The sequence below is a fragment of the Amycolatopsis mongoliensis genome (assembly GCF_030285665.1).
In the GTDB taxonomy this organism is placed as follows: Bacteria; Actinomycetota; Actinomycetes; order Mycobacteriales; family Pseudonocardiaceae; genus Amycolatopsis; species Amycolatopsis mongoliensis.
The window spans coordinates 8,639,281-8,655,689 of the sequence record NZ_CP127295.1 but is presented as its reverse complement, the minus strand read 5'-3'; the positions used below and the strand labels follow the sequence as shown (position 1 = coordinate 8,655,689).

The 16,409-nt window shown below is 73.4% G+C and carries 16 protein-coding genes; 11 read left to right on the top strand and 5 right to left on the bottom strand.

The window, feature by feature from the left end; genetic code table 11:
• The first annotated feature begins 33 nt into the window (after positions 1-33).
• On the top strand, positions 34-546 hold the full coding sequence (locus QRX60_RS41535) for a MarR family winged helix-turn-helix transcriptional regulator (RefSeq protein ID WP_285996943.1): 513 nt from the start codon (positions 34-36) through the stop codon (positions 544-546).
• Between the two features lie 11 nt (positions 547-557).
• Here the strand turns inward: QRX60_RS41535 and QRX60_RS41530 are convergent, their stop codons facing one another.
• Entirely contained in the window at positions 558-917 is a 360-nt protein-coding gene (locus QRX60_RS41530) for a spore germination protein GerW family protein (protein WP_285996942.1), read from the bottom strand.
• Between the two features lie 184 nt (positions 918-1,101).
• On the opposite strand from QRX60_RS41530, the gene QRX60_RS41525 reads away from it, so the two are divergent.
• From QRX60_RS41525 to QRX60_RS41485, 9 genes are read left to right on the top strand one after another with little or no spacing between them, the layout of a single operon-like run.
• A complete protein-coding gene (locus QRX60_RS41525; RefSeq protein ID WP_285996941.1) occupies positions 1,102-1,995 on the top strand; it encodes a class I fructose-bisphosphate aldolase in 894 nt (297 codons plus the stop codon).
• Positions 1,992-2,588, top strand: a complete 597-nt coding sequence (locus QRX60_RS41520; protein WP_285996940.1) for a 2-oxoacid:acceptor oxidoreductase family protein — start codon at positions 1,992-1,994, stop codon at positions 2,586-2,588. Before QRX60_RS41525 ends, QRX60_RS41520 begins: the two co-directional genes overlap by 4 nt.
• Entirely contained in the window at positions 2,572-3,813 is a 1,242-nt protein-coding gene (locus tag QRX60_RS41515; protein ID WP_285996939.1) for a transketolase C-terminal domain-containing protein, read from the top strand. The genes QRX60_RS41520 and QRX60_RS41515 overlap by 17 nt, the downstream gene beginning before the upstream one ends.
• Positions 3,814-3,817: 4 nt before the next feature.
• Positions 3,818-4,813: a thiamine pyrophosphate-dependent enzyme gene (locus tag QRX60_RS41510; RefSeq protein ID WP_285996938.1), complete on the top strand. Its 996-nt coding sequence runs from the start codon at positions 3,818-3,820 to the stop codon at positions 4,811-4,813.
• 1 nt (position 4,814) lies between these two features.
• Positions 4,815-6,443, top strand: coding sequence for an NAD(P)-binding protein (locus QRX60_RS41505; protein WP_285996937.1), 1,629 nt, complete (start codon positions 4,815-4,817; stop codon positions 6,441-6,443).
• 14 nt (positions 6,444-6,457) lie between these two features.
• Positions 6,458-6,724 carry a DUF1876 domain-containing protein gene (locus QRX60_RS41500; protein WP_285996936.1) on the top strand — a complete coding sequence of 89 codons (267 nt, stop codon included), beginning with the start codon at positions 6,458-6,460 and terminating at the stop codon, positions 6,722-6,724.
• A gap of 10 nt (positions 6,725-6,734) precedes the next feature.
• Complete coding sequence (locus tag QRX60_RS41495) at positions 6,735-7,244, top strand: flavodoxin family protein (RefSeq protein WP_285996935.1); 510 nt, start codon at positions 6,735-6,737, stop codon at positions 7,242-7,244.
• 8 nt (positions 7,245-7,252) lie between these two features.
• On the top strand, positions 7,253-8,368 hold the full coding sequence (locus QRX60_RS41490) for a carboxylate-amine ligase (protein WP_285996934.1): 1,116 nt from the start codon (positions 7,253-7,255) through the stop codon (positions 8,366-8,368).
• On the top strand, positions 8,365-10,968 hold the full coding sequence (locus QRX60_RS41485) for a cation-translocating P-type ATPase (protein WP_285996933.1): 2,604 nt from the start codon (positions 8,365-8,367) through the stop codon (positions 10,966-10,968). The genes QRX60_RS41490 and QRX60_RS41485 overlap by 4 nt, the downstream gene beginning before the upstream one ends.
• Positions 10,969-11,679: 711 nt before the next feature.
• Here the strand turns inward: QRX60_RS41485 and QRX60_RS41480 are convergent.
• From QRX60_RS41480 to QRX60_RS41465, 4 genes are all read right to left on the bottom strand, one after another.
• A complete protein-coding gene (locus QRX60_RS41480) occupies positions 11,680-11,823 on the bottom strand; it encodes a hypothetical protein (RefSeq protein ID WP_285996932.1) in 144 nt (47 codons plus the stop codon).
• A gap of 129 nt (positions 11,824-11,952) precedes the next feature.
• Positions 11,953-12,933: a magnesium transporter CorA family protein gene (locus QRX60_RS41475; protein WP_285996931.1), complete on the bottom strand. Its 981-nt coding sequence runs from the start codon at positions 12,931-12,933 to the stop codon at positions 11,953-11,955.
• Complete coding sequence (locus QRX60_RS41470; protein WP_285996930.1) at positions 12,933-13,394, bottom strand: hypothetical protein; 462 nt, start codon at positions 13,392-13,394, stop codon at positions 12,933-12,935. Before QRX60_RS41470 ends, QRX60_RS41475 begins: the two co-directional genes overlap by 1 nt.
• A 349-nt stretch (positions 13,395-13,743) precedes the next feature.
• Positions 13,744-14,607, bottom strand: coding sequence for a universal stress protein (locus QRX60_RS41465; protein WP_285996929.1), 864 nt, complete (start codon positions 14,605-14,607; stop codon positions 13,744-13,746).
• Positions 14,608-14,737: 130 nt separating this feature from the next.
• On the opposite strand from QRX60_RS41465, the gene QRX60_RS41460 reads away from it, so the two are divergent.
• Entirely contained in the window at positions 14,738-16,408 is a 1,671-nt protein-coding gene (locus tag QRX60_RS41460) for a SulP family inorganic anion transporter (RefSeq protein ID WP_285996928.1), read from the top strand.
• Position 16,409: the final 1 nt, after the last annotated feature.

The window sequence follows — 16,409 nt, the reverse complement described above, 5'->3', positions numbered from 1 at the left end:
TGCTTGATATCTGATCTTCTGTGGTGAGCGGGTATGGAACGACTGGCTGAGCAGCTGCGAGCGGTGATCGTGGCCACCGACGAGTACCGGCGGGCGATGGCGTCCGCGCTCGGCGTGGGGGTGCACGAGGCAGCCGCGCTGGGCGAACTGCTGCACCGGGGGCCGATCCCGCCGTCGATGCTGGTGAAGCGGCTGGGCATCGCTTCGGCGAGCGTGACCGCCCTCCTGGACCGCCTCGAGCTGGCCGGGCTGGCCCGGCGCGAACGTCACCCGACCGATCGGCGCAGTGTCCTGGTGGTGCTGACCCCGGCCGGGCGCGCCGCCATCGAAACCATGTTCGAGATCTTCCGGGACGACGTCTACGCGTCCGTCGAGCGGGCCCAGCCGGCGCACGTCCGGGAGTTCACCGCGGTGCTGGCCAAGATCGCCCGGACCCTGCAGGAGCGGGCCGCGCAGCCCGCCGCGATCGCCGCCTGCCTCAGCGAGCGGGTCCGGGGCGCCGGTGCGGTCCGGGCCGAGGACCCGGACCACGGCCAGCGCGGGTAGCGACTTGCGGGTCAGGACTCGTCGGCGGGGGACTCCGCGCGGTACTTGAGCTTCGCGAGGCGCGTCGCGACGAAGAGCGCGGCGATGACGATCGCGCCGACCGTGGCCAGCAGGCGGTTGACGTCGACCGCCGGCTCCCAGCGCAGCTTGCCGTCCTTGATCACGTACGCGCCGACCGGCTTGGCGGACAGGCCGAACCCGCCGCCCTCTCCGGAACGGCCGTTCTGGTCGCGGCCGTCTCCGCCACCGCCGCCGCTGCTGACCGTCGAGGCCACGATCACGGTGACCCCGTCGGTCTCGTACGGCTCGCCGTAGACCATCTTGGTCTCGAGCCCGTCCTTGGCCTTGGTGAGCAGTTCATCAACCTTCACGACGACCTCCCGGGTGAGTTCCCCCCGGCAAGTCTGGCCGCCGACGGGGCCGTCGTCGCAAGGGTCCAAGGTCCTCGGTGTCCCGGCCCCCCGCCTCGGGCATCGGTGGCGTTCGGCCGCTGCGCGGGGCGGACGCCGCGCGGTGTGCTGGGCACACCACGAACCAGCGATTCCGGAGGCCGCCATGGCGCACCGTCCCGCACTGGCCGAACTCGGCCTGAACACCGGCAAGAAGACGCGCCTGCACCGCATCCTGCACGAACACGGCCTGCGCAACGGGACCGCGTTCTTCCTGCCCTACGACCAGGGCCTGGAGCACGGGCCCCGCGACTTCTTCGCCAATCCGGCCGCGGGCGACCCGAAGTACATCCTCAAGCTCGCGCTGGAAGGCGGGTTCAACGGGATCGCGATCCAGATCGGCCTGGCCGAGAAGTTCTACTGGGACTACGCGGGTGAGCTGCCGTTGGTGCTGAAGCTCAACGGCAAGACCGAAATCCCGTCCGACGCCGAAGCGCTGTCCCCGCTGCACGGCAGCGTCGAGGACGCGGTCCGGCTCGGTGCGGACGCCGTCGGGTACACCCTCTACGTCGGAACTCCCGCGCAGGAACAGGATTTCGCGCAGCTGCGGCAGGTCCGCGCCGACGCGCACCGCCTGGGCATGCCGCTCATCGTCTGGGCCTACCCGCGGGGTTCGGCCATCGAGGGCAAGGGCGGGCGCGACTCGTTCTACGCCGTCGACTACGCCGCGCGCACCGCGTCCGAGCTGGGCGCCGACGTCGTCAAGGTCAACTTCCCGCACCCCACGAAGATCGACAACGTCCCCGCCCCGTACGCGAAGGAAACGACCAGCCAGCAGGCGATCGACGCGGTCGTCCGGTCGGCCGGGCGGACGCTGCTGCTCGTCTCCGGTGGCGGCAAGGCCGGTGACGAGGCGATGCTCGAGAAGGCGCGCGAGTCGATGGAAGCCGGGGCGACCGGGCTGATCTTCGGTCGCAACGTCTGGCAGCGCGACCACGACGAGTCCCTGCGGTTCGTCGCGGCGCTGCGCGACATCCTCGCCAAGTACCCGAGCACATGAGCACGACCGAGGTCCGCATCCACGGCCGCGGCGGCCAAGGCGTGGTGACCGCGGCCGAGCTGCTGTCGGTCGCCGCGTTCACCGAAGGGCGGCACGCGCAGGCGTTCCCCAGCTTCGGCTCGGAACGCACGGGCGCGCCGGTCGTCTCCTTCTGCCGGATCGCCGACCGGGTGATCCGCACGCGGGAACCGATCGTGCGGCCCGACGCGCTGATCATCCAGGACGCCACCCTGCTGCACCAGGTGAACGTCTTCGAGGGCCTGAAGCCCGAGGGCTACCTGCTGGTGAACTCCGCGCACAGCTTCGAGGAACTGGGGCTGGGGGAGTTCGTCCGCGGGTTCCGGCGCGAGCAGCTGCTCGTGGTGCCGGCCACCGAGTTCGCGCTCGAGCACCTCGGCCGCCCGATGCCGAACGCGGCGCTGCTCGGCGGGTTCGCCGCCCTGACCGGCGTCGTCGAGCTGCGCTCGGTGATCACCGCGATCTCCGGCCGGTTCAGCGGCGCGAAGGCCGACGGCAACATCGCCGCGGCCACCGCGGCCTACGGGTTCGTGCGTGCGGAACGGGGGGAACTGACTCGTGCTCAGGCAGATTGAAGGATCCAAGGCCGTCGCCGACGCGGTCGCGCTGTGCCGCCCGGAGGTGGTCTGCGCGTATCCGATCTCGCCGCAGACCCACATCGTGGAGGGCCTGGCGGAGCTGGTGAAGTCCGGCGCGCTCGAGCCGTGCGAATTCGTCAACGTCGAGTCGGAGTTCGCGGCGATGTCGGTCGCCATCGGTGCGTCCGCGGCCGGCGCGCGGGCCTACACCGCCACCGCGAGCCAGGGCCTGCTGTACATGACCGAGGCGGTGTTCAACGCTTCCGGGCTCGGCCTGCCGATCGTGATGACGGTGGCGAACCGGGCGATCGGCGCGCCGATCAACATCTGGAACGACCAGAGCGACAGCATGGCGCTGCGCGACGCCGGCTGGATCCAGCTCTACGCGGAGACGAACCAGGAGGCCGCGGACCTGCACGTCCAGGCGTTCCGGATCGCCGAGGAACTGTCGACCCCGGTGATGGTGTGCATGGACGGATTCGTCCTGACCCACGCGTGGGAACAGGTCGACACGCCGGACCAGGAGCAAGTCGACGCCTTCCTGCCGCCCTACGAGCCCCGCCAGGTCCTCGACCCGGCGGAACCGTCGTCGATCGGGGCGATGGTCGGCCCCGAGGCGTTCACCGAGGTCCGCTACCTCGCCCACGCCCGGCTGATGGAAGCCCTCGACCTCGTCCCGGACGTCTCGGACCGCTTCGCGGAGGCGTTCGGCCGCAACTCCGGCGGGCTGACCCGCGCGTACCGCACCGAGGACGCCGACACGATCGTCATCGCGCTCGGCTCGGTGCTCGGCACGCTCAAGGACACCGTCGACGAACTGCGCGAAGCCGGCCTGCGCGTCGGCGTGCTGGGCCTGACCTGCTTCCGGCCGTTCCCGGCCGACGCCGTCCGCGCGGCGGTCGGGCACGCCCGGCACGTCGTGGTCCTGGAGCGCGCCTTCGAACCCGGCGTCGGCGGGATCGTCACGCAGAACGTCGTCGCGGCGGCGCCCGCGACGCACGTCCACACGGTCGTGGCGGGCCTCGGCGGCCGCGCGGTCACCAAGGCCTCCCTGGACGGCGTGCTGCGGGCAGCTGACCGGCTGCCGCCGCTGACGTTCCTCGACCTCGACCGCACGCTGATCGACCGGGAGCTGGGCCGGCTCGCCGCCACCCGGCGCTCGGGCCCCACAGCCGAAAACCTCCTGCGCGACCTCGGTGCGGTCGCCTCACGGATCGGGTGATGACATGGCGGTGACGCCGATCAAGTTCTACCAGACCGGCAGCTTCGCGGTCGGCGGCCGGCTGCTCGGTGCCGACCAGCGCAGCGTGCAGTCCGACCGGCAGCGGATCAACTCGATCGACTGCGGGCACCGCGCCTGCCAGGGCTGCGGGGAGGCACTGGGCGCGCGGTACGCGCTCGACGCGGCCATGCGCGCCACCGGGAACCGGATGGTCGCCGTCAACGCGACCGGTTGCCTGGAGGTCTTCTCGACGCCGTACCCCGAGACGTCGTGGCGGATCCCGTGGCTGCACTCGCTGTTCGGCAACGCACCCGCGGTCGCCACCGGGGTCGCGGCGGCGATGAAGGCCAAGGGCCGCACCGACGTCCGCGTGGTCGGCCAGGGTGGCGACGGCGGCACGGTCGACATCGGCTTCGCGTGCCTGTCCGGGATGTTCGAGCGCAACGACGACGTGCTCTACATCTGCTACGACAACGAGGCCTACATGAACACCGGCGTCCAGCGCTCGGGGGCGACCCCGGCCGCGGCCCGCACGGCGACGACGCCGGCCGTCGGACCGGAGCCCGGCGCCGTGTTCGGGCAGGGCAAGAACGTCCCGATGATCGCGCTGGCGCACGAGATCCCGTACGTGGCGACGGCGACCGTCGCGGACCTGCGCGACCTCGAAGCGAAGGTGACGCGGGCGATGGAGTTCCGCGGCGCCCGCTACCTGCACGTCCTGGTGCCGTGCCCGCTCGGCTGGGGCAGCGCGTCCCACGACACCATCCTGATCGCCCGCCTCGCCAAGGAAAGCGGGCTGTTCCCGGTGTTCGAGGCCGAGCACGGCGAGATCGTCGCGACGTCGAAGATCCGCCGCCGCGTGCCGGTCGAGGACTACCTGCGGCGCCAGACGCGGTACGCGCACCTGTTCGGCGACCGGCCGCGCACCGACGTGATCGCGCGGATCCAGGCGCAGGCCGACCGCAACATCCGCCGCTACGACCTGCTCGGGGAGGACTGAGATGGAGCACGAGAAGCCGTTCGCGATCACGCTCGACGTCGGGTCCAGCCGGGCCAACAAGACCGGCGCGTGGCGCACCGAGCGGCCGGTCTACGTCGACCTGCTGCCGCCGTGCAACCAGGCCTGCCCGGCCGGCCAGGACATCCAGAAGTGGCTCTACCACGCGGAATCGGGGGACTACGAGAACGCGTGGCGGGGGATCATGGCCGACAACCCGCTGCCCGCCGTGCTCGGCCGGATCTGCTACCGGCCGTGCGAGAGCGCCTGCAACCGCGGGCAGCTCGACGAGGCCGTCGGGATCAACTCCGTCGAACGTTTCCTCGGCGACGAGGGCATCAAGCAGGGCTGGACGATCCCCGTCGCGGACCCGTCCGGCAAGCGGGTGCTCGTCGTTGGCGCGGGCCCGGCCGGCCTCTCCGCCGCCTACCACCTGGCCCGGTTCGGGCACGCCGTCACGGTCCGCGACGCGGAGGCCGCGCCCGGCGGGATGATGCGCTACGGCATCCCGCGCTACCGGCTGCCCCGCGACGTGATCGACGCGGAGATCGAGCGGATCCGCGCCATGGGTGTCGTGTTCGAGCAGAACACCCGCGTCACCGATGCCGCGAAGACCATGGCCGACGGTGGTTTCGACGCGGTCTTCCTCGCGGTCGGGGCGCAGGTCGGCAAGCGCGCCTACATCCCGGCCGGGGACTCCGCCCGCGTGCTCGACGCCGTTTCGCTGCTGCACGGCATGGAAGAAGGGGAACGGCCGCTGCTCGGCCGCCGCGTGGCGGTCTACGGCGGGGGCAACACCGCGATGGACGCCGCCCGCACCGCGAAGCGGCTCGGCGCGACCGACGCCGTGGTCGTCTACCGGCGCACGCGTGACCGGATGCCCGCGCACGAGTCCGAAGTGGCCGAGGCCGCCGAAGAAGGCGTCGCGATGCGGTGGCTGTCGACGATCAGCGAGATCGACGGCGAAGGCATCACGGTCGAGAAGATGCAGCTCGACGAATCCGGGTTCCCCCAGCCGACCGGCGAATTCGAGCGGCTCGCCGCCGACAGCGTCGTGCTGGCCCTCGGCCAGGACGCCGATCTGTCCCTTGTGGACGGTCTGGCGGACGTCGAGCACGCGGACGGGGTCGTGCGGGTCGGCCCGGGCCTGATGACCGGGCACCCGGGCATCTTCGCCGGCGGTGACATGGTGCCGTCCGGCCGGACCGCGACCGTCGCGGTGGGACACGGCGCGAAGGCGGCCAGGGAGATCGACGCCTGGCTGCGCGGCGCGGTCGCCACCGAGCCGCCCGCCCCGCGCCCGGCGACGTTCGAGAACCTCAACACCTGGTACTACAGCGACGCCGACCGGACCGTCCGGCCGCACCTCGACCTGTCCCGGCGGGTGTCCACCTTCGACGAGATCAAGGGTGGCCTGGACGCGTCGACGGCCTTGTTCGAGGCTCGCCGCTGCCTGTCCTGCGGCAACTGCTTCGAATGCGACAACTGCTACGGCGTCTGCCCGGACAACGCCGTCATCAAGCTCGAGCCGGGCGACAAGTACGCGATCGATCTCGACTACTGCAAGGGGTGCGGGATCTGCGTCGCCGAATGTCCCTGTGGCGCCATCGAAATGGTGCCCGAGGAATCTTGAACGAGGAGGTAGTCATGCAGGAGAAGCGCTGGCGCGTCGAGCTGATCATCGACGAGAACGACGGCCGGACCCGGGCCACGGCCCGGTTGCACACGGCCGACGACACCCGGATCTCCGGCGTCGGCACGGCCCGGCTCAACCCGGCCGACCGGAACGTGCCCGAGATCGGCGACGAGCTCGCGGCGTCGCGCGCGTTGAGCGACCTCGCGCACAACCTGCTCGAGTGCGCTGCCGGTGACATCGAAGAGCTCACCCAGAAGTCCGTCCGGCTGGATCACTGAGGAGGCAGGCATGCGCATCGTCGTCGTCTTCGAGTCGATGTTCGGCGCCACCGAGCAGATCGCCCGAGCCGTCGCGCAAGGGATGGCCGCCGAGGTGGTCAACGTCGACAACGCGCCGGCGGACCTCACCGGCGTCGACCTGCTCGTCGTCGGCGGCCCCACCCACGTGCACGGCATGAGCCGCGCCGCGACGCGGAAGTCGGCCGCACAGCAGGCAGATCACCCCACCCGGTCGGAGACCGGGGTGCGCGAGTGGCTGGACTCCCTCGGGCCGGTTCCGCAGGGGCTCCCGGTCGCGGCTTTCGACACCCGCCTCGACAAGCCCCGCGTGCTCACCGGCGCCGCGTCGCTCGGCGTCGCGAAGCGGCTGCGCCGGCTCGGGTGCCGCCTGGCGGCGCCCGCCGAGAGCTTCTTCGTCGGCACCGACCCGGCCGACGCCGGCCCCGCGCCCGGTGAGCTGGAGCGCGCCGAGGCCTGGGGCGCGGCGCTCGGCGCGGCCGCGCGCCGGACCGTGTCCTGAGGCCGGTCGTGGACGACGGGGGTGACACGGTCGGTGTCGAGGAGGAGTTCGTGCTCGTGGACCCGCGGTCGGGGGCCACGGCCGCGGCGGCACCGCGAGTCCTGGAGCTGCTGGCGGACGAGCCGGGGGTGATGGCGGAGTTCCTGCGGTTCCAGGTGGAGACGGCGACCGGCGTGTGCCGGTCGCTGTCCGGGGTACGCGCGGACCTGATCCGGCTGCGGCGCCGGCTGGCCGAGGCCGCGGAGCACGCCGGGTGCGTCGCGCTGGCCACGGGCGTGGCCCCGTTCGGCACGGCCTCGCGGGTCACGGCCGATCCGCGCTACCGCAAGCTGGCGGACCGCTTCCCCGCGCTGGTCGGGGAGGCGGGCACGTGCGCCTGCCACGTCCACGTCGGCGTCCCGTCGCGGGCCGCCGGGGTGCGGGTGCTGGCGCGGCTGCGGCCGTGGCTCGGTGCCCTGCTGGCGATCAGCGCCAACTCGCCGTACGTGGACGGGCTGGACTCCGGGTGGGCCAGCGCCCGGTACCCGCTGTGGTCGCGCTGGCCGACGGCCCGCCCGCCGGGCGAGTGGCGCGACGTCGCCGACTACGACGCGGCGGTCGACGGCGCCATCCGCCGCAAGAAGGCGATCGACGCCCGCAGCGTCTACTTCTACGCCCGCCTGTCCCCGCGGCACCCGACGGTGGAGGTGCGGATCGCCGACGTCTGTCTCGACGTGGAGGACGCGGTGCTGCTCGCCGGCCTGGTGCGAGGCCTGGTCGTCACCGCACTCGCCGAGGAACGCCGCGGGGCGCCGCCGCCGCGCGTGCCGGACGCGCTCGTCGAGCGGGCGCTGCGGGCGGCCGCGCGGTACGGCCTCGCCGGCCCGGGCGTCGACGTGCTGACCGGTACCCCCGTGGGCCACGAAGGCCTGGCCGAGGACCTCCTCGCGTACGTCCGGCCCGCGCTGCGGGCGACGGGCGACCTCGAGGACGTCCTGGCCGGCTGGTGCGCGCTCACGTCGCGGGGCGGCGGCGCGGAGCGGCAGCGCGCTCTGCGCGCGATATCGGACACGCCGGCGGAGTTCGCCGGGCGGCTGGCCGCGGTGACGCGGGGCGAAGACCAGGAACGGAAGGCAGCCCGGTGAAGACCACCGCCCACCCCGAGGCGTTCCACTCCCGCCCGGCGACCGAGATCGCCGGGCAACTGGGCGTCGACCCGCAGCAGGGGCTGAGCACCGAAGAAGCCGAAGCCCGGCTCGAGCGCTTCGGTCCCAACGCGGTGACCGCGCCTTCCGGGCCGGGGCCGCTGCTCCGGCTGCTGCGCCAGTTCCACGACCCGCTCATCTACGTCCTCATCCTCGCCGGCGTGGTGACCGCGGCGTTCGGCGGGTACGTCGACGCCGGGGTGATCGGCGGGGTCGTGGTGCTCAACGCGGTCATCGGCTTCGTGCAGGAGTCCCGGGCGCAACGGGCCCTGGAAGCGCTGTCGCGGATGGTGCCGCTCGAAGCCATCGTCCTGCGCGACGGCGCCCTCCGGCGGATCCCGGCCGTCCGGCTCGTTCCCGGGGACGTCGTCGAGCTGGCCGCGGGGGACCGGGTCCCGGCCGACGTCCGGCTCACGGACGTCCGGCTGGCGGAGGTCGACGAGTCGGCCCTGACCGGGGAGTCGGTGCCGGTGCTCAAGTCCGCCGACGCCGTGGTGGAGGAAGCCGTGGTCGCCGACCGGACCGGGTGCGCCTACTCCGGGACGCTGGTGACGCGCGGCTGGGCCCGCGCGGTGGTCACGGCGACCGGTGGCGCAACCGAGCTGGGTGACATCCAGCACCTGGTGGCCACCGCGGAGGTCGTCGCCACCCCGCTGACCCGCAAGCTCGCCCGGTTCTCCCGGCAGCTGAGCGTCGCGATCGTCGCGGTCGCCGTCGCGGCCTTCGCGCTCGGGGTCTTCCGCGGTACGCCGGTGCCCGAGATGTTCACCGCGGTCGTCGCGCTCGCCGTCGGGGCGATCCCCGAAGGACTGCCGGCCGCGGTGGCGATCGTGCTGGCCATCGGCGTGGTGCGGATGTCGCGGCGCGGCGCGATCGTGCGGAACCTGCCCGCGGTCGAGACACTCGGCGGCACCACGGTGATCTGCACCGACAAGACGGGCACGCTCACGCAAAACCGGATGACCGTGACCGCCTTCGCCGTCGCCGGCCGGGTGGTCTCCCCGGCGGAGGCCCGCGAGTGCCTCGTCGCGGGGGTCCTCTGCAACGACGCGCGAATCGGCGAGGGGGACCCGACGGAGATCGCGCTGCTCGAATCGGCGCTCGCCGCCGGGCTGGATCCCGAGGCGATCCGGGCCGCGGCGCCGCGCACGGAAACGGTCCCCTTCGAGTCCGAGAACCGCATGATGACCACGGTGCACGGAGCCGTCGGTTACCTCAAGGGCGCGGTCGAGGAGGTGGCGGCGCGGTGCGCGGACGAGAGCACGCCCGACGGGGTCCGCCCGCTCGACGCGGCCGCGCTGGACCGGGTGCACCGGGAGCTGACCGGGCGGGGCCTGCGGGTGCTCGCGTTCGCCCGGTTCACGCCGGGTTCCGCGCCGACGTTGCTGGGGCTGCAGGCGATGCACGACCCGCCGCGGCCGGAGGCGGTCGCCGCCGTCGCGGCGTGCCGGAGCGCGGGCATCGACGTGAAGATGATCACCGGCGACCACGCGGGGACCGCACGCGCGATCGCCGCCGCCGTCGGGCTGGTGGACACGCCGTCGGCGGCGCGGGTGCTCACCGGCGCCGAGCTGACCGAGCTGCCCGAAGCGGAATTCGACGACGCCGTGGCGGCCACGCAGGTGTTCGCGCGGGTGTCGCCGGGGCAGAAACTGCAGCTGGTGCGGGCGTTGCAGCGGCGCGGCCACGTGGTCGCGATGACCGGCGACGGCGTCAACGACGCACCGGCGTTGCGCCGTGCGGACATCGGCGTCGCGATGGGCCGCAACGGCACCGACGCCGCCCGGCAGGCCGCGGACATGGTGCTGACCGACGACGACTTCGCCTCGATCGAAGCGGCGGTGCGGGAAGGCCGGAGCGTCTTCGACAACCTGCGGAAGTTCATCGCGTGGACGCTGCCGGCCAACATCGGCGAGGGCATGGTCGTGCTGGTGGCGATCGTGCTCGGCGCGACGCTGCCGATCGTGCCGGTGCAGATCCTGTGGATCAACATGACGACCGCGGTGTTCCTGGGGCTCACGATGGCGTTCGAGCCCACCGAGGCCGGCATCATGGGGCGGCCCCCGCGTCCGCCGAAGCGTCCGCTCTTCACCGCCGCGCTGCTGCGCCGGGTCGTGCTCGTGTCGCTCCTGCTCGTGGTGGCGGCTTTCGCGGCCTACCGGGCCGAGCTGGCCGCCGGGCTGTCGCTCGCGGAGGCCCGCACGAGCGCGATCAACGTGTTCGTGGGCGTGCAGGCCGCGTACCTGCTCAGCTGCCGGTCGCTGGACCGGCCGGTGCTGCTCGCCTGGCCCGGCCGCAGCCGGATGTTCGCGCTCGGCGTCGGGCTCACGGCCGGGCTCCAGCTGCTGCTGACCTACGTCCCGGTCATGAACACGTGGTTCCACACGGCGCCGGTCGGCGTGCGCTCCTGGCTGTGGGTCCTGGGTGCGGCCGTCGTGGCGTTCGCCGTGGTGGAGGCGGACAAGCTGATCTGGCACCGGGTGGCGGCCCGGCGGGGGATCAGCTCAGGCCGGGAAGGCGGCGCACTGCGAGCGCGGTGACCGCGGACGTGGTGGCCGCCGAGGATCCCGATCGCGATCGTGGTGGGCAGGCTCTGCCCGGGCTGCCACAGCGGCATGGTCACGCCCAGGAAGACCGCCAGGCCGAGCAGCCACGCACCGGCCGTGGTGGCGATCCAGCGCGCCGAACGGGGAACGGAGCGGCGCAGGACCAGCCATCGGGCGAAGCCGATCGAGCACAGCAGGGCCAGGCCGAGGATCGCCGCGGCCGGCCAGAGGAGCAGAGGGGGGCCAGCTGCGCAGCAGCGCGGCCCCGGTGCTCGGCGTGAGCCCGATGAAGTAGGCGAAGGAGGCCGCCACCGCCGTCGCCGCGCCCGCGTAGCGGCGGCATCGCGCCGACGGTGAAGCCGACGATCGGGGTGTCCGGCGTCAGGCGGACGCGCGGGAAGCGGCCGCCGCCGCGGAAGTGCCGCCACCAGCGCTTGCCGTCCGGGTTCCCGGCCATGACCAGGATCTCCGCGCCTGGCCCGGCGTACTGCACGGGGAACACGACCGGCGTCGACGCGCGGGCCGCCGGATAGCGCAGGGCGCAGAGCCTTCCGTTCAGGAGCGGGGAAAACCCGGACCCGAGCAGGCGGGGGAGCAGCCGGTTCGCGCCGCCCGATCGTCGCCGGTCGCCATCCGTCCAGTACACGTCCGCGCGCTCCCGGCCCGCAGAGGCGAACGCCCGGCGCGGCGCGGACTTCGCCCCCGTCAGCCCGCATCCGGTTCCCGGAGCAGGAAGAAGTAGGCGTAGCGCTCGTCGAGCTCGTTGCGCGGGACGAGGTGGACGGCCTGGGGCGCGAACCCGCACCGCTGTGCGATCCGCCAGAACTCGTCGATCGGGTAGGTGGTCATCTCGGCCAGTCCCCGGCGGTGGGCGCGGCGGCGGGACCGCGTCCGCCACCGGCCGTCCGAGTACTTGACCTGGACCAGGGCCGGCCCGCCCGGCGCCCGGCGGTGGCCCGTGTTTCCCTCGACGGGGGTTCAGAGCCAGTCGCGGCGCTTGAACAGGACGTACAACGTCGTCGAGATGACCAGGATGGCGAGCGTCGAGACCCACACCCCGGACGCCTGGGCGAACCCGGGATAGGGGATGTTCTGGCCGTAGAAACCGGTGATCGCGGTGGGCACGGCGATGATCGCGGCCCAGCTGGTCACCTTCTTCATGATCGAGTTGAGCCGGTTGCCCTGGATGCTCAGCTGCGTTTCGCGGATCGTCGCCAGCAGGTCACGCAGCGACTCCGTCCACTCCGTCACGCGCAGGACGTGGTCGTACACGTCCTGGAAGTACGGCAGCAGGGTGTCGTCGACCGAGCGGACTTCCCGGCGCATCAGGGAACCGACGATTTCCCGCATCGGCAGGGCGAAGTGCCGCAGCCGGCTGAGGCTCTTGCGCAGCCGCAGGGCGCGGCGCTGCAGGTCCGTGACGTCGGTCTGGTCGGCGAAGACCAGGTCCTCGAGCTCCTCGACCTGCTCGTCGAGGGCCTGAAGCGCGTCGAAGTGCCCGTCGACGAGCAGGTCGAGCAGGCCGTGCAGCAGGAAGCCGGTGCCGCTCTTGGCCAGTTCGGGCGTGCTGTCCCACCGCTCGGCGAGGGCGTCGATGTCCGCGGTGTTGTTGCGGTGCAAGGTGACCAGCACGCGGTCGGTGACGAACGCGTCGAGTTCCGAAGCGGCGAGCACACCGTCGCCGGGGTCCAGCCGGACCGCGTAGGCGGCGAGGAACGAGTGGTGGTCGTAGTGGACCAGCTTCGGCCGCTGGTGGTCCTCGTCGAGGACGGCCGAGACGGCGAGCGGGTGCAGGCCGAGTTCGGTGGTGAGCGCGGCCAGGTCCGCGGCGGTGGGGGCGTCGATGTCCAGCCAGAGCGTCACGGCCGGGTCGGCGAGGTGCCGGGTGGCTTCCGCGACGGAGAGGTTCTCCCGCTCGAGGACACCACTGCGGTACAGGCGGCTCCGGCTCGCGGACATCAGCGGTCGGCCGCGGTGGCCAGGCTGGCCCGGCAGGCGCGGACGAGCTGGCGGGTCGCGCGGGTGGCCGGGGTCTCGCCGCAGGACGGGCAGCGCACGGTGACGTCGCCGGCCAGCTGGTCGATCGCGACGTTCAGCGCGCACTCGCACTTGCGGCACCAGCGCGTGCCGGTGACGATGACGACGTGCAGCGGCGACGACACGCAGTCGTGCAGCCAGCGCCGGTGCGTCCGGCAGGTGACGCGCTCCAGCGGGTCCAGACCGTCCTCTTCGGACCGGTCCTCCGCGGTCAGCGTCTGGGCCAAGCGGCGGTCGGAGACGTCGGCGTAGCGGGGGGCGACGAAGTCGGCCGGCCGCAGCGCGAGCCGGTCCCGGCGGTTGCGGCGCGGGGCGATGGGCTCGGACGTCGGCTCGGCAGTCGTCGCCGGGGCGAATCCGCGGGGGGAGTGCTGGCTGTCCATGATGTGCCTCACTTTCGTCTGAACCCAGGTTCCGTCGTACGGGATCTGGCGACGAGGGCCGGACCGCCCCGGTTCGCGGGGCCCGGGGGCCCCGGATCCGGAGGGGACAAGGCCCGTCGGGGTGAGGACTTTCGGACGCCTCGGGGCGCGCGGAAACGCACCGAACGCCACATTGGGTGCGTGGGGCGCACCGAACGCCGCATTGGGTGCGTGGGGCGCACCGAACGCCGCATTGGGTGCAGTGCGCCGCGGCACCGTGCGAACAGCCCGCCAGGACCCGGCTCGCCGCTCACCGCCGGCCGCGTTGGACTACCAGGCTGCCGTCGCCGCGGTGCGGCCGGCAGCGTCCTCAGGCGCCGCGGACGAGGTAGACCGGGCAGGCCGCGTTGTGCAGCAGCGCCTGGCCGGTGGACCCGAGCAGCAGCCCGGGGAACCCGCCGCGGCCGCGGGTCCCCAGCACGACCAGCTGCGCGGTCGCGCTGCGCTCGATCAGCTCGCGGCGCGGGTGGGACTGGACCACGACCTCCTCGACCGCGACGCCTTCGGTGTCGTGGCCGCGGAGCCGCTCGGTCAGCAGCCGGTGCCCGGCGTCGGCGAGGGCGGCCCGGTCCGGCTCGCGGGCCTGGGGTTCGTCGGCGGCCGCGTGGACCACGACCAGCGGGGCGTGGCGCACGCGAGCCTCGGCGAACGCGGCCGTGAGGATCCGCGTGCTCGCTTCGCCGCCGTCGACACCCGCGACGACCGGTCGTTCCGCCGCGCCCGGTTCGTCCCAGGTGTCGCCGCGGACGACGACGGTGTCGCAGGAGGCGTGCGCGCCGACGGCCGAAGCGACCGAGCCGGCGAGGAGGCCGGTGAGCTTGCCGTGCCCGCTCGAGCCGACCACGAGCAGCGACGCCTTCCGGGACGCGTCGATGAGCGCCTGCGCGGCGCGGTCGGGATCGAGCCGGGTGACCACTTCCGGGACGCCTTGGGCGGCCGCGAGTTCCGCCGCGGCGCGCAGGTACCGGCGGCCGCGGATGCGCAGCACGTCCTTCATCTCCTCGGGCGGCGGCACGACGCCGCCGGCCAGCAGTGCGGAGAAGTCGAGGGCGTACACGATCTCCAGTGGCGCGCCGTGCAGGTGGGCGGCGCGCGCGGCCCAGCGGACGGCGTCGAGCGACTCGACGGATCCGTCCACTCCGGTGACGATCGGCAGAACGGGTGCGGTGGTCATCGGCGACTCCTGAAGCGGTTGTGCTCCGACGGTAGGCACGTCATCCGTCCGCCCGCCGCGGCCGGAAGTCACCGGCCGGGAGGACTTCCGGCCGCAGCCGGTGCGCACGCCCGGCCCGCATCCTCGGGCCGTGAACCTCTCCACGGCCCTCCCCGGGCTCGCGCGCCTGCGGCGGTACCGCCGGGCCTGGCTGCGCGGGGACGTCGTCGCGGGAGTCACCGTCGCGGCCTACCTGGTGCCGCAGGTGATGGCCTACGCCGAAGTGGCGGGGCTGCCGCCGGTGGCCGGCCTGTGGGCGTCGATCGGCCCGCTGGCCGTCTACGCGCTGCTCGGCTCTTCGCGCCAGATGTCGGTCGGGCCCGAGTCGACGACCGCGCTGATGACCGCGGCGGTCCTGGCCCCGCTCGCCGCCGGCGACGCCGGCCACTACGCCGCGCTCGCCGCCGTGCTCGCGGTCGTGGTCGGCTGCCTGTGCCTGGCCGCCGGCCTGGCCCGGCTCGGCGTCCTCGCCGAACTCCTGTCGAAGCCGGTGCTCACCGGGTACATGGCCGGCATCGCGGCGCTGATGGTCGCCAGCCAGCTCGGGAAGGTCACCGGGGTGCCGGTCCACGGCGAGGCGTTCCTCGACGACCTCGGCTCGTTCTTCACCCAGCTCGACCGGGTGCACTGGCCGACGGTGGCGCTGGCGGCGGCGGTGCTGGCCGTGCTGTACGCGCTCGAGCGGTTCGTGCCGTGGCTGCCGGGGCCGCTGGCCGCGATGGTGCTGGCCACGGTGGCGGTCGCCGTGCTCGCCCCGGCCGGCTTCGACGTCGTCGGTGCGCTGCCCGCCGGGCTGCCGCCCGCCGTGTCCGGGATCTCCGCCGCCGACGTGGGGCAGCTGATCCTGCCCGCCGTGGGCATCGCGATCGTCGGGTTCTCCGACAACGTGCTGACGGCGCGGGCGTTCGCGGCCCGCCGCGGCGAGGAGATCGACGCCGGCCAGGAGCTGCGGGCGCTCGCGGCGGCGAACGTGACGGCCGGGCTGCTGCACGGCTTCCCGGTCAGCAGCAGCGCCAGCCGCACGGCGCTGGGCGTGGCGGTGGGCAGCCGGACGCAGCTGCACTCGCTCGTCGCGCTGGCCACCGTGGTCCTCACGGTCCTGTTCGCCCGGCCGCTGCTCGCGGAATTCCCGAAGGCGGCCCTCGGCGCGCTGGTCGTCTTCGCGGCGCTGCACCTCGTCGACGTCCGGGAGCTGCGGCGGTTCGCCCGGTTCCGGCCCAGCGAGCTGGTGCTCGCCCTGCTCACCACCGCCGGGGTGCTCGGCCTCGGTGTGCTCTACGGCGTCCTGGCCGCGGTCGGACTGTCCATCCTGGACCTGCTGCGCCGGATCGCGCGGCCGCACGACGGGATCCTGGGCACGGTGCCGGGCCTGGCCGGGATGCACGACGTCGACGACTACCCGGAGGCGACCACCGAACCCGGCCTCGTCGTCTACCGCTACGACGCGCCGTTGTGCTTCGCCAACGCGGAGGACTTCCGCCGCCGCGCGCTCGCCGCGGCCGGCAGCGGCGAGCCGCGGTGGTTCGTGCTCAACGCCGAGGCGAACGTCGAGCTGGACGTCACCGCCGCCGACGCGCTCGACCGGCTGCGGGAGGAGCTCGGCCGGCGGGGTGTCGTGTTCGCCATGGCGCGGGTGAAGCAGGACCTGCGCGACGACCTGGTGGCCGCGGGGCTGGTGGCGAAGGTGGGGGAGGAGCGCATCTTCCCGACGTTGCCGACCGCGGTGCGCGGCTACCGGGACTGGCTGACGAACGCGGGCTGAG

Excerpts from the sequence above, each read along its gene's own strand:
- QRX60_RS41500 (WP_285996936.1), top strand. The coding sequence starts at position 6,458 with ATGCAGGAGAAGCGCTGGCGCGTCGAGCTGATCATCGACGAGAACGAC.
- QRX60_RS41495 (WP_285996935.1), top strand. The coding sequence starts at position 6,735 with ATGCGCATCGTCGTCGTCTTCGAGTCGATGTTCGGCGCCACCGAGCAG.
- QRX60_RS41520 (WP_285996940.1), top strand. The coding sequence starts at position 1,992 with ATGAGCACGACCGAGGTCCGCATCCACGGCCGCGGCGGCCAAGGCGTG.
- QRX60_RS41470 (WP_285996930.1), bottom strand. The coding sequence starts at position 13,394 with ATGGACAGCCAGCACTCCCCCCGCGGATTCGCCCCGGCGACGACTGCC.
- QRX60_RS41510 (WP_285996938.1), top strand. The coding sequence starts at position 3,818 with ATGGCGGTGACGCCGATCAAGTTCTACCAGACCGGCAGCTTCGCGGTC.
- QRX60_RS41475 (WP_285996931.1), bottom strand. The coding sequence starts at position 12,933 with ATGTCCGCGAGCCGGAGCCGCCTGTACCGCAGTGGTGTCCTCGAGCGG.
- QRX60_RS41525 (WP_285996941.1), top strand. The coding sequence starts at position 1,102 with ATGGCGCACCGTCCCGCACTGGCCGAACTCGGCCTGAACACCGGCAAG.
- QRX60_RS41535 (WP_285996943.1), top strand. The coding sequence starts at position 34 with ATGGAACGACTGGCTGAGCAGCTGCGAGCGGTGATCGTGGCCACCGAC.
- QRX60_RS41480 (WP_285996932.1), bottom strand. The coding sequence starts at position 11,823 with ATGACCACCTACCCGATCGACGAGTTCTGGCGGATCGCACAGCGGTGC.
- QRX60_RS41505 (WP_285996937.1), top strand. The coding sequence starts at position 4,815 with ATGGAGCACGAGAAGCCGTTCGCGATCACGCTCGACGTCGGGTCCAGC.
- QRX60_RS41465 (WP_285996929.1), bottom strand. The coding sequence starts at position 14,607 with ATGACCACCGCACCCGTTCTGCCGATCGTCACCGGAGTGGACGGATCC.